Below are 11338 nucleotides of genomic sequence, written 5' to 3'. Positions count from 1 at the left end.
CCCAAGGTGGGCTACTGGGCCAACCACTTCGCGTTCAAGGACGCACTGGCCCAGGGACAGACGAGCTTCGGGACCGCCAAGAACGTGGAGGCTATGGAAGCGGTCGTGCGCAACACGTTCGTGCAGGGCACCCTGTCCATCCTCTTCGTGGTGCTCACGATCATCGTGGTGATCATGGCCGTCGTGGAGGCCGTCAAGGCGTTGCGCGGGCACGAGCGCCGCACGCACGAGGACCCCTATGTGGAGTCCCGCTTCTACGCGCCGTCGGGCCTGGGAGCCACACCGTCCGAGAAGGCCCTGGCCAAGCAATGGGACGCGCTGCCGATCGAGCAGCGCATCCCCACCGGCGGGGGACACCACTGATGTCGGGCGCAGCGCAGATCCCGGTGCTCGCCCGCGTCGGCTCGTGGTGGCGCAGCGCGTTGCGCTTCGGCAACGGGGTGCTCGGTGCGGACAAGTACGAGCACTACGTGCAGTACCACCGGGCCTCGGGGTGCGGGACGCCGCTCATGACGGAACGCGAATTCTGGCGGGACTACCAGGACTGGCAGGAGGCGCACCCCGAGGGCCGGTGCTGCTGAAGCGGTACCATGGACTGCTGCCCGCGGGTGGCGGATCGGAAAGGGGTATCGGTGGGTTTCTTCAGCGACTACAGGGCCACGCGCCGCGACGAACGTGAACTGGGCGAGGGCGTCTGGCGCCGGGCCCACGACCGCTTCAAGCGCGGCCTGGACCGCTACCACCAGATCCTGGAATCCGTGCGCGACACCGAACTGCGCGCCGCCGCCGTGCCGGTGGCCAACGACCTCGCGGACCTGTTGCCCAGGGTGCGCGCCGTGTGCATGGAAGCGCACGTGCGCGCCCCATCGCGCTCGCAGGACATCCCGCACTCCACGGACGGTTACCTCTCGGACGTGCACCGGCAGCTCTCCCGGGCCGGCAATTCCATGGCCCAGGCCGCGGAGGCGCTCACCATGGCGCGGTTCGCCGCGGGTTCCCATGCCCATTCGTCCGCGTCGGGTATGGCGGGGGAGGGGACGTCGGGTCTCGTGGGTGAGCCAGGTTCCGGGAGCGACGCCGCTGGGTCCCCCGAGCAGCTCTCGACACCATCGCAGGGTGTGAGCGCCATCCAACGCCGCTCAATGGTCGTGACGGAGTACGTAACTGCGGCGGAGCGGCTGCTCGGTGAGCATGCGGAGCACTCGCCGGAGGATTGAGGGTCCCACCGGGTAACGGGTGTGTGACCGGACCCGTTACGTCTCTCGGGATGGTTGACGTTCCCCTGGGTGGTTGACGTTCACGTCGGATGAGCGGTGTCTCAGAGGTATTGCACCCTCAGCGCACCCGATGCCCGCAGGCAACAAATGCGGGTGTGGACGGTGGCGTCTCAGGCTCGGGAGGGGGTCCGGGGGTTCCCCTTGCCCGTCGGTCGTGGATCTCGGCCGATTGAAGGAACCCCCGGGGCGCCATGGTGTCCCCTGTCCTGGATCATTGGGCAGCCAGAGCCACAACGTCCTGACACATATGTTATGGAACAGCGTTGTGTTTAGGAAGTGTTGCGCGAAATCGTTGCCAATATGTCACCGGCGTAAGGACCCACAGGCCTGAAACCACAGATGCCGGCCGGCGGAGGGTGGGTGACAGGGGCCGGCCGCACTAGACAGGGAACAGGCGCGGAAATGACGATCCCCGCCCTCCGCGCAGCAGGTCCTGCCGGGGAGAACGGGGATGGTCCATGGAGCCGCCTGCCGGAATCGAACCGGCGACCTATTCATTACGAGTGAATCGCTCTACCGACTGAGCTAAGGCGGCGTGACCGGAACCATTACGGCCCAGATGCACCCGGAAACAATATCAGATCGGGCCGGAACACCACCAATCATGGATCACCCGGGTATAGGGGCCGGTGGTCGCGTGGATGGCACCCGGCGGCGGGCCTCAGTCACCGCACGTGGCACCATCGTCCGGCAGGGTGCCGTCCAGGAGGTAGTCGTCCACGGCGCGGGTCACGCAGGGGTTGCCGGAGGTGTAGGCGGTGTGCCCGTACCCCTCGTGGGTGAGCAGACGGGCGTCGCCCATCTGCTGCTGCAGGGAATGGGCCCACGGATACGGGGTGGCGGGATCGTGGGTCGTGCCGATCACCAGGGTGGGAGTCTCCAGATCCGCCTGATACGTGTCCAAGGGCTTGACGGGCTTGTCCGGCCAGCCCTGGCACGCGGCCGCACCATAACCCAGGTAGGGACCGAACGTGGGGGCCTGCTGGGTCATCTCACGGGCCGCCCGGGCCATCTGTTCGTCCGTGACGTCGTTGGACACCGTGTCCAGGCAGGAGACCGCCGTGAACGCCATGGACACGTTGGACGTGTACTTCCCGGAGGGTTCACGCCCGTGGTTGGAGTCGGAGAACGCCATGAGCGCGTCCAGGTTGCCGTCCAGGGCCTGCTGCAGGGCGGAGTTCAGCTGCGGGTACGAGGCGGTCGAGTAGAGGGGGACCAAGATCCCCTCGATCGCATTGGTCGGCGTCACGGAGCGTCCGTCCGAGACCGTGGGGCGGTCCTGGGCCACCGAGCGCAACATGCGCTGGATGGTGGCCATCCCCGCGTCCACGTCCGCACCGGCCACGGCGCAGTCGTTGTTCGTCTCCTGGCAGTCGGCCACAAAGTGGCGCAGGTTGTCCTCGAAGCCCTTGGCCTGCGCGAGCGTGGTGGCGCGATCGTCCAGGGTGGGGTCCACGGCGCCGTCCAACACCATGCGCCCGGCACGCTGGGGGAACAGGTGCGCGTACGTGGCGCCGATCTCGGTGCCGTAGGAGAACCCCAGGTAGTGGGTCGTGGGCTGGTCCAGGACGGCGCGCAGGACGTCCAGGTCCCGGGCCACGCTCTGGGTGTCCATGTGGGAGACCACGGCCGAGGAGTGCTCGTGGCACTTCTCACCGATCTCCCGGGAGCTCTGCCGCACCTCGTCCAGGGACTGCCGGCCCGGGTCGAAGGCCGGTTCGGAACGCCACTGGTCCATCTCCCGATCCGTGAGACAGCGGATCCCGTCCGAACGGTCCACACCGCGGGGGTCGAACCCCACGAGGTCGTACTTCCTGCGCACCTCCTTGGCCGTGAAGTAGTCTGCGGAGCCCATCATGTCCACGCCGGATCCGCCCGGACCGCCGGGGTTGAGGAACAGGGCACCCACGGGGGAGGAACCGGTGGCCTTCAACCGGGCGATCTCCACGGTGGTGTCACCGGCGGAGGGGTTCGCGTAGTCCACGGGGACCGTGATGCTCGCGCACTCCAGACCGCTCGGGAACTGTTGCCGTTCGGAGGTCTTGGTGCACTCCCGCCACTGCGGCGTCTGGGTGTAGTAGGACGTCAGCGCGGAGTCCACGCCGGAGGTGACGTCCGGGTCCGCGCTGCCCCGGGCGCCGGACTCCCTGGAGGGATCGGCGCACGCGGTCAAGGCCAGCGCGGCGGTGCACAGCAGGACGGCCAGGCGGCGGGGGAGGGAACGGTTCACGGGGTCCTCTCGGCTCAGACGATGGCCACCATCATGGCCTCGAACGCGAGTTGTGCGCTGACGTTGGTGCGGATGCGGCGCCGGGTCTCGCTGATCACGTCGATCTTGTGCAAGGTGTGCTCGGCGGTGGTGTTGGTCGCGTACCCGTGGATCTGCTCACCCAGGTGCTGGTTGATCAGTGCCGTCCCGGTGTCGAGCTGAACGCTCAGCACGTCCCGGTAGAACGTGGTGAGGTCGATCAGGAAGCGGTCCAGGGTGTCGGTCTGGATGCGCCGGGAGCGTCGCTTCTGATCGGCTTCGAGGCGGTTGAGGGCACCCCGGATGGCGGGTGGCACACGGCCGGTTTCGGGGGCACCCATGGCAGCGAGCAACTGCGCACGTTCCTCGTTGTTGCGGGCCTCGGCGTCCGCGGTGGACTCGTCCACGGCGAGGCGGTGCAAGCGGTCCGCGGCCTTGACCGCCCGGGTCACCCCGTGCATGGACAGCGGCAGGGAGACGACCTCCTGGCGGCGGGTGCGGGCGTCGTCGTACAGGGCGAGTCGCGTGGCCACGCCCACGTGGCACTGGGACAACCGCGCGCACTCGATGGCGCGCTGCTCCGGGACCCCGTGCCGGGCCACGAGCAACCGGGCGACGTCCTCGGGGGACGGGACCTTGAGGGTCACGGGGCGGCAGCGGGAACGGATGGTCACGAGCACGTCCATGGGGGAGGGGGCGCACAACAACCAGATGGTGTGCGGAGGGGGTTCCTCGATGCTCTTGAGCATCACGTTGGAGGTGCGCTCGGTCATCCGGTCGGCGTCCTCGACGATCATGATCCGCCACGAGCCCACGGAGGGCCGGTCCTGCGCCTTGACCACGAGCTCGCGGGCTTCCTCGATGCTGATCTGCGGGTTCTCCGTGACGAAATGGGTCACGTCCGCGTGGGTCCCGGCGAACGCCGTGCGACACGCGTGGCACGCGCCGCAGCCCGTGCCGTGCTCGCACAACAGCGCTGCGGCCAGGGCGCGCGCGGCCGTGGAGCGACCGGAGCCCGGGGGCCCGGTGAACAGCCACGCGTGGGTCGGGTCGTTGTCGCGGGCCGCGCGTTGTAACTGCTCCACCACGCGGGGCTGACCGACGACCTCGTCCCACACGCTCACGCGGAGACCTCTGTGCGCTCGGCGAGGATCCCGGTGACCCGGTCCACGATCGCGTCCGTGAGCTCGGCCGCGGGCGCGGACGCGTCCAGGACCAGGTAGCGGGAGGGTGCATGCGCGGCGAGCTCGCGGAAGGCCGCGTTGACGGCGTCGTGGAACGCCCGCGCCTCGGACTCCATGCGGTCCGTGGCCAGGGCGCGCTCGCGGCGTCGGGCCTCGGCGGTGGTCTGGTCCACGTCCAACAGCACGGTGAGCTCCGGGACGAGACCCTGCACGGCCCACCGGTTCAGTTCGAGCACGCGTTCGGTGCCCAGCCCGCGTCCCGCCCCCTGGTACGCCACGGAGGAGTCCACGAACCGGTCGCAGATCACGACCTCCCCGCGCTCGAGGGCGGGGCGGATCCTGCGCGCCACGTGGTCCGCGCGCGCGGACGCGAACAACAGTGCCTCGGTCACCGCGGACACCGGCGCGTGGGAGGGATCGAGCACGAGCGCGCGCACAGATTCCGCGAGGGGTGTGCCCCCGGGCTCGCGCGTGGGCGTCACGGTACGACCGTCGCGGCGCAGGGCGGCCACGAGCGCCGCAGCCTGGGTGGACTTCCCGGCGCCGTCACCGCCTTCGAACACGATGAGGGCCCCGCGCGCTGATTGCTTCACGCCCCCACTGTAGCGATCGCACCCGACAGCTACAGCGGTGCCGTGGGCGTCCACAGGACGGGCCGCACGGCGCCGCGGGATTAGGCTGGAGCAATGCGTAAAGACACCGTGGTGGTCGCCGGCGGCCGCCCCGACCACGAACACGACGCGCCCGTGAACCCGCCCGTGGTGCTGACCTCCACCTACCGGGGCACCGGGGAGCTCGACCCCGCGGACCGCACCTACGCTCGGTTGACCAACCCCACGTGGGAGGCGTTCGAGGACGTCCTGGCCCAGCTCGAGGAGGCCCCGTGCCCCGCGCTGTCCTACGCGTCCGGGCTCGCCGCGATCACCGCGGTGCTCACCCTCGTGCCCGTGGGCGGCACGCTCGTGCTGCCGCGCCACAGCTACCAGGGCAGCGTGGCGCTCGCGCACACATGGCAGGAGCGCGGCATCTTCACGGTGCGCACCGTGGACATCACGGACACCGAGGCCACCTCCGCGGCACTCGACGGCGCGGACATGCTCTGGGTCGAGAGCCCCACCAACCCCATGCTCGAGATCGCGGACGTGCCCGCACTCGTGCGCGCCGCACGGGAAAAGGGGGTGCTCACGTGCGTGGACAACACGTTCGCCACGCCCCTGCTGCAGCGTCCCCTGGGCGTGGGGGCGGATCTGGTGGTGCATTCCGCGACCAAGTACATCGCCGGTCACTCGGACGTGTTGATGGGTGCGGTGCTGTGCGCCACGCCCGAGCTGCGGCAACGCCTGCATTCCCAGCGATCTCTCGAGGGCGGGATCCCCGGCCCCTTCGAAGCGTGGCTCGCGCTGCGCGGCGTGCGTACCCTCGCGGTGCGCGTGGAACGTTCCATGGCCACCGCCGCGGAACTGGCCCGCCGGCTCGAGGCCCACCCCGCCGTGGCCCACGTGCGCTACCCGGGCCTCGCGTCCGATCCCGGCCACGAGCGCGCCACCGCGCAATTGCAGGGCGGTTTCGGTTCGGTGATCTCGGTGGTCCCCCACAGCGACGTCGCTGCGGCCGAACGTCTCCTGACGGGCCTTCGCGTGTGGACCCCCGCCACGTCCCTGGGCGGGGTGGAGTCCTTGATCGAGCGGCGTCGTCGCCACCACGACGAACCGGAGACCGTCCCCGAGAACCTGCTGCGCCTGTCCGTGGGGATCGAGAACGTGGAGGACCTCTGGGAGGACCTCCGGGCCGGACTCGACGCGCTCGCGGATCGATAGACTGACCCCGTGACTTCCATTCCTTGGGCCATCGTTCTGGCGAACTACCTGGACTACGCCATCACCCTGGTGGTGGCCGTCCTCGCGCTGCTCGCGGTGTTCGACTGCTTGCGGCGTTCGGCGGTGCAGTTCGAACGCGCGTGGAAGCGGACCAAGACGTTCTGGCTCGCCCTGACAGGTGGCGCCGCGGTGGTGTCCGTGTTCAGTGCAGTGTTCTCCACCCTCACGCTGCTGGCCGTGGGTGTCCCGGGGACCGGCTCGTTGATCCTCATGCTGATCGCCGCGACGATCACCGGGGTGTACCTCGCGGACGTGCGCCCCGCTGTCTCGGGCGAGTCCAAGAACCCCGGGTACTAGTAGTAGGCATTTACCGTTCGAGGTCTCTCCCGGAGCGCATGTCGAGCCACCGTGGGGTCGACCTCCCACGGGCTCGGTGGGTCAGCCCTCGACGCGCCATCCCGGTTCGTCCGGCGCGACCGCGGACCACGGCACCGTGAGTTCCCCGAGCCGCCACCGGTGGGGCCCGTGCAGTACGGGCCACCCGGCGGCGCGCAGGTCCCGGCACATCGCCGTCCAGCGCTGTCGATGACCGAATGGTGACAGGGCCGCGTTGGCCAGCCACGCGGCGTCGGCGGCCGCGAGGAATGCGTGGACCCGCTCGCCCGGGACGTTGCGGTGGATCAACGCCTTGGGCAGTCGCGCGGCCACGTCCGAGGGCACGGTGAACGCACCTGGACGCATACTCACGGTGAAGGTGCGGGGGCCCTCCACGGTGCAACACAACCACGTGGCCAGGCGCCCGATCTCGTCGCACGTGCCGTCCATCAGGACCCCGTTCGGCGCGAGCCGCCCGCACGCGAGGTGCCACGCGGCGGGGACCTCTTCCACCGGGTACTGCCGCAGCACGTTGAACGCGCGTACGAAGACCGGGGAGCGTGACCCCGAGGGGATCTCGAAGCCCCCGCACCGGAAGGACAGCCCCGGGCGGGTGTGGGGTTGGGCCGCGGCCACCCGGTCCGGGTCGATCTCGATGCCCATGACCTCCACGTCCGGGCGCACCGTGCGCGCCCGCTGCCACAGCTCGACCGCGGTGATCGGGGCCGCCCCGAACCCCAGGTCCACGAGCAGGGGGTCGTATGCCCGGCGCACGAGCGGGGCCAGGACCCCGGTGAGGTACCGGTCCGCGCGCCGGAGGCGGTTCGGGTTCGTTGTCCCGCGGGTGATCGATCCCACGGGGCGGGGCTGGGTTGGCACACCCACACTGTAGTGCGCACGTCACGACACGCGTTCCCTCGGTGGCCCCGGGGTGGGACAATGGCCCCATGGCTAACGATTCCGCTACCCACAAGCTCATCCTGCTGCGCCACGGTCAGTCCGACTGGAATGAGAAGAACCTGTTCACGGGCTGGGTGGACGTCCCGCTCACGGACAGGGGCCGCGCCGAGGCCACCCGCGGCGGTGAACTGATCGCCGAGAACCAGCTGCTGCCGGACGTGGTGCACACGTCCCTGTTGCGCCGCGCCATGAACACTGCCAACCTCGCGCTCGACGCCGCGGACCGCCTCTGGATCCCCGTCAAGCGGTCGTGGCGGCTCAACGAGCGCCACTACGGTGCCCTGCAGGGCAAGAACAAGGCGGAGATCCGCGAGCAGTACGGCGAGGAACAGTTCATGGTCTGGCGCCGTTCCTACGACACCCCGCCGCCCGCCCTGGACGATTCCTCCGAGTGGTCGCAGGCCGGGGATCCCCGCTACGCGGACGTCGCCGACGTGCCCCGCACCGAGTGCCTCAAGGACGTCCTGGAGCGGTTCCTGCCGTACTGGGAGGAGCAGATCGTCCCCGATCTCAAGAGCGGCAGGACGGTCCTCGTGGCCGCGCACGGCAATTCGCTGCGCGCACTCGTCAAGCACCTGGACGGCATCTCGGACGACGACATCGCCGGGCTGAACATCCCCACGGGCATCCCGCTGTACTACGAGCTGGATCAGAACCTCAAGCCCGTGACCCCCGGTGGGCGCTACCTGGACCCGGACGCCGCCGCCGAGTCCATCAAGGCCGTGGCCAACCAGGGCAAGAAGTAACCCTTCTGGCGCCGTGAAGAATCCCCGGCACACTTCGGTGCCGGGGATTCTCATTGTCGCCGTGTCTCACGGGGCCGCGTGTACGCCGCCATTCGGAGCGATCGGACGACGCCGCTCGGGCCGGTCCCCGGATGATCCCACCCGGGGCGCGCCGTCACGGGTTCCGGCGGCTCACGCCACCGGGACCCGCACCGCTCACTCGCCGGCGTCGGCGCCGATGTGTCCGTGGCCGGTGGGGTGGCTGTCGGTCGCGGGGGCCCAGTCGCCGGTCACGAGGTAGGAGACCTTGCGGGCCACGGAGACGCCGTGGTCACCGATGCGTTCGAGGTAGCGGGAAGCGAGCGTGACGTCCACCGCGGTGGGCACGGAGGAATCCCAGTCGGGATCCGCGAGCATCTCGAACACCTGCTGGTGCTTGAGGTTCAGCTCGGACTTCAGGGCGAAGATCTGGTCCGCCTCGGAGATGTCCCGGTCCTCGAGCACGGAGATCACGCGCTCGACCAGACGCGCGTCGATGTCGAACATCTCCTCGAAGTGCCCGCGCATGGCCTCGGGCAGGACGGGCTCGGGGAAGCGCAACCGGGCCAGCTGGGCCAGGTGGCGGGCCAGGTCGCCCATGCGCTCGAGCGAGGCACTCATACGCAACGCGCCCACGATCATGCGCAGGTCGGAGGCCACGGGGGACTGCAGGGCCAGGATGTCGATGGAACGCTCATCGAGATCGTTCTGCAGGAAGTCGATGCGAGCGTCGTTGGAGATGACCTCTTCGGCCACCTGGATGTCGGCGTCGAGGAATGCGGTGCGGGCGCTGCCCAATGCCTGCTGCACGAGCGTGGCGATCTGAATCAGCTCCTCACCGACCTGGTGGAGCTCAGCCTGGAAAACCTTACGCACAGGGGGCGTCCTTTCGTTCATGGCAAGTCCTGGTCCGTAGCCTACGCGGGTTGAGTGGGCCGGGTGCCATCGGGATGTCATCGGGGGAGCGGCACGACAAATTCGCACGCGCCCGACCAGGTTCACAGGCTGCCGTGAACGAATCGTCATCCCCAGGTGAACGTTCGTTGAACCGGCCCCCACGGGGCGCGGATCACCGGGGTGCGTCCGGGCGGGCCGTCTAAGCTGACACCGTGAGCGATACGTCGATTGCCCTGCTGGCCGGTTTCATCGGCTTCTTGCTCGGCATCAGCGGGGTGATCGCCGTGCGGGTGAGCCAGCGGCGTCGTCATTCGCTGGCGGACGTCCAGGAACCCACGCTGCCCGAGGGCACCGCGGAGATCCTCGCGGCGCTGGGCCTCGCGTACGTCGTGGTCGACGGCGTGGACGGCGTCGTGCGCGCGTCCCCCGCGTCCTACGCGTACGGGATTGTGCGCGGGCACACGGTGGTGCACCAGGACCTGCTGGAGATGATCCGCAATACGCGCCGCAACGGCGTCGTGGAGGAGAAGCGCCTGGAGCTGACCCGCGGGCAGTTCCAACACGGGTCGATCGTGCTGGACGTGCGGGTCGTGACCATCGCGGACGAGTACATCCTGTTGCTCGCGGACGACCAGACCGAGATCGTGCGCGCCCAGTCCATCCGCACCGACTTCGTGGCCAACGTCTCCCACGAGTTGAAGACGCCCGTGGGCGCCATCAGCCTGTTGTCCGAGGCCATCGAGGACGCCGCGGAGGACCAGGACGCGGTCCGCCACTTCGCCGCGAGCCTGCAGCGCGAGTCCATGAGGCTGAGTGCGCTCGTGCAGGACATCATCGAACTGTCCCGGTTGCAGGCCACGGACGTGGTGGCCAAAGGCACTGCCGTGGATCTCAACCGCGCGGTGCGTGAGGCCGTGGACTGGAACAAACTGGCCGCGGAGGCCAAGAACATCAGCATCAAGGTGGGCGGGCGGATCGAGACCCCCGTGTTCGGGGACCCGGACATGCTCGTGACCGCGGTGCGCAACCTGATCGACAACGCCGTGCGGTACTCCCCGGAGAACACCCGCGTGGGCATCGGCCTGCGGGAGCGGGAGGGGATGGCGCACATCACCGTCACGGATCAGGGCCCCGGCATCACGGAGACCGAGCAGGACAGGATCTTCGAACGTTTCTACCGGGTGGACAGCGCTCGGTCCCGCCAGACCGGGGGTACCGGTCTGGGATTGAGCATCGTCAAACACGTCATGGCGCAGCACGGCGGGGAGGTCTCCGTGTGGTCCCAGCCGGGCCGGGGGTCCACGTTCACCCTCGTGCTGCCGCCCATGGAGGAACCCGAGGACCAGGCGGAGCCCCCGCGCGGAGGGCTGCGTCAACAGCGAGTGGAGGAGCGCGCGTGACCCAGATTCTCATGATCGAGGACGAGGAATCCCTGAGCGACCCGTTGGCGTACCTGCTGGGCCGTGAGGGGTTCGAGGTCACCGTGGTCGCGGACGGGCTCGAGGCCGTGGCGCAGTTCGACCGCACCGGCGCGGACCTCGTCCTGTTGGACCTCATGCTGCCCGGCCAGTCAGGGACCGAGGTCTGCAAACAGATCCGGCAGCGCTCCACGGTCCCGATTATCATGCTCACCGCCAAGGACGCGGAGATCGACAAGGTGCTCGGGTTGGAGCTCGGCGCGGACGACTACGTGACCAAGCCGTATTCGTCACGCGAACTCGTGGCGCGGATCCGGGCGGTGCTGCGGCGGCGTTCCGAACCGGAGGAACTGATCACGGCCACGGTCGCCGCGGGTCCCGTGCGGATGGACGTCGAG

General features: G+C 69.3%; 12 protein-coding genes, 1 tRNA gene and 1 pseudogene. 8 read left to right on the top strand and 6 right to left on the bottom strand.

The window, feature by feature from the left end; all coding sequences use genetic code 11:
• The 3 genes and pseudogenes from B3I25_RS04525 to B3I25_RS04515 all read left to right on the top strand — a co-directional run.
• A pseudogene (locus B3I25_RS04525) lies at window positions 1-363 on the top strand (carbon starvation protein A); the annotation flags it as partial.
• The gene (locus tag B3I25_RS04520; protein WP_206399749.1) at window positions 363-581 is read left to right on the top strand and encodes a YbdD/YjiX family protein; all 219 of its coding nucleotides are present in this window, start codon (window positions 363-365) and stop codon (window positions 579-581) included. The pseudogene B3I25_RS04525 and the gene B3I25_RS04520, both read left to right, overlap by 1 nt.
• Before the next feature lie 51 nt (window positions 582-632).
• Window positions 633-1217: a hypothetical protein gene (locus B3I25_RS04515; RefSeq protein WP_286737982.1), complete on the top strand. Its 585-nt coding sequence runs from the start codon at window positions 633-635 to the stop codon at window positions 1215-1217.
• A 519-nt stretch (window positions 1218-1736) separates the two neighbouring features.
• On the opposite strand, the gene B3I25_RS04510 is transcribed toward B3I25_RS04515, so the two are convergent.
• The 4 genes from B3I25_RS04510 to tmk form a co-directional block, all read right to left on the bottom strand.
• Window positions 1737-1812, bottom strand: a tRNA-Thr gene (locus tag B3I25_RS04510).
• 126 nt (window positions 1813-1938) lie between these two features.
• Window positions 1939-3507, bottom strand: coding sequence for an alpha/beta hydrolase (locus B3I25_RS04505; protein WP_286737980.1), 1569 nt, complete (start codon window positions 3505-3507; stop codon window positions 1939-1941).
• Between the two features lie 14 nt (window positions 3508-3521).
• On the bottom strand, window positions 3522-4649 hold the full coding sequence (locus B3I25_RS04500; protein WP_098054304.1) for a DNA polymerase III subunit delta': 1128 nt from the start codon (window positions 4647-4649) through the stop codon (window positions 3522-3524).
• Window positions 4646-5302 carry a dTMP kinase gene (gene tmk / locus B3I25_RS04495; RefSeq protein WP_064846283.1) on the bottom strand — a complete coding sequence of 219 codons (657 nt, stop codon included), beginning with the start codon at window positions 5300-5302 and terminating at the stop codon, window positions 4646-4648. Before tmk ends, B3I25_RS04500 begins: the two co-directional genes overlap by 4 nt.
• Before the next feature lie 93 nt (window positions 5303-5395).
• Here tmk and B3I25_RS04490 point away from each other — a divergent pair, with 93 nt between their 5' ends.
• Together B3I25_RS04490 and B3I25_RS04485 are read left to right on the top strand one after the other, a co-directional pair.
• The gene (locus B3I25_RS04490) at window positions 5396-6526 is read left to right on the top strand and encodes a trans-sulfuration enzyme family protein (protein WP_286737977.1); all 1131 of its coding nucleotides are present in this window, start codon (window positions 5396-5398) and stop codon (window positions 6524-6526) included.
• Between the two features lie 9 nt (window positions 6527-6535).
• Window positions 6536-6883 (top strand): DUF2516 family protein, encoded by a 348-nt coding sequence (locus B3I25_RS04485; RefSeq protein WP_064846281.1) that lies wholly within the window; start codon window positions 6536-6538, stop codon window positions 6881-6883.
• A gap of 81 nt (window positions 6884-6964) precedes the next feature.
• Here the strand turns inward: B3I25_RS04485 and B3I25_RS04480 are convergent, their stop codons facing one another.
• Complete coding sequence (locus B3I25_RS04480) at window positions 6965-7780, bottom strand: hypothetical protein (protein WP_064846280.1); 816 nt, start codon at window positions 7778-7780, stop codon at window positions 6965-6967.
• Between the two features lie 68 nt (window positions 7781-7848).
• Here B3I25_RS04480 and B3I25_RS04475 point away from each other — a divergent pair, with 68 nt between their 5' ends.
• The gene (locus B3I25_RS04475; RefSeq protein WP_286737976.1) at window positions 7849-8607 is read left to right on the top strand and encodes a phosphoglyceromutase; all 759 of its coding nucleotides are present in this window, start codon (window positions 7849-7851) and stop codon (window positions 8605-8607) included.
• A 195-nt stretch (window positions 8608-8802) separates the two neighbouring features.
• On the opposite strand, the gene phoU is transcribed toward B3I25_RS04475, so the two are convergent.
• Window positions 8803-9501 (bottom strand): phosphate signaling complex protein PhoU, encoded by a 699-nt coding sequence (gene phoU / locus B3I25_RS04470; RefSeq protein ID WP_064846278.1) that lies wholly within the window; start codon window positions 9499-9501, stop codon window positions 8803-8805.
• Between the two features lie 233 nt (window positions 9502-9734).
• Between phoU and B3I25_RS04465 the strand changes: the two genes are divergently transcribed.
• Together B3I25_RS04465 and B3I25_RS04460 are read left to right on the top strand one after the other, a co-directional pair.
• Window positions 9735-10922 (top strand): sensor histidine kinase, encoded by a 1188-nt coding sequence (locus tag B3I25_RS04465; protein ID WP_286737975.1) that lies wholly within the window; start codon window positions 9735-9737, stop codon window positions 10920-10922.
• Between the two features lie 11 nt (window positions 10923-10933).
• The coding region (locus B3I25_RS04460; protein ID WP_414672689.1) for a response regulator at window positions 10934-11338 on the top strand (405 nt) is incomplete at its 3' end.

The organism is Kocuria sp. UBA1838 (genome assembly GCF_002338785.1).
Classification (GTDB): Bacteria; Actinomycetota; Actinomycetes; order Actinomycetales; family Micrococcaceae; genus Kocuria; species Kocuria marina.
The sequence above is the reverse complement of the archived record's forward strand: the minus strand, read 5'-3'. Positions and strand labels throughout refer to the sequence as shown.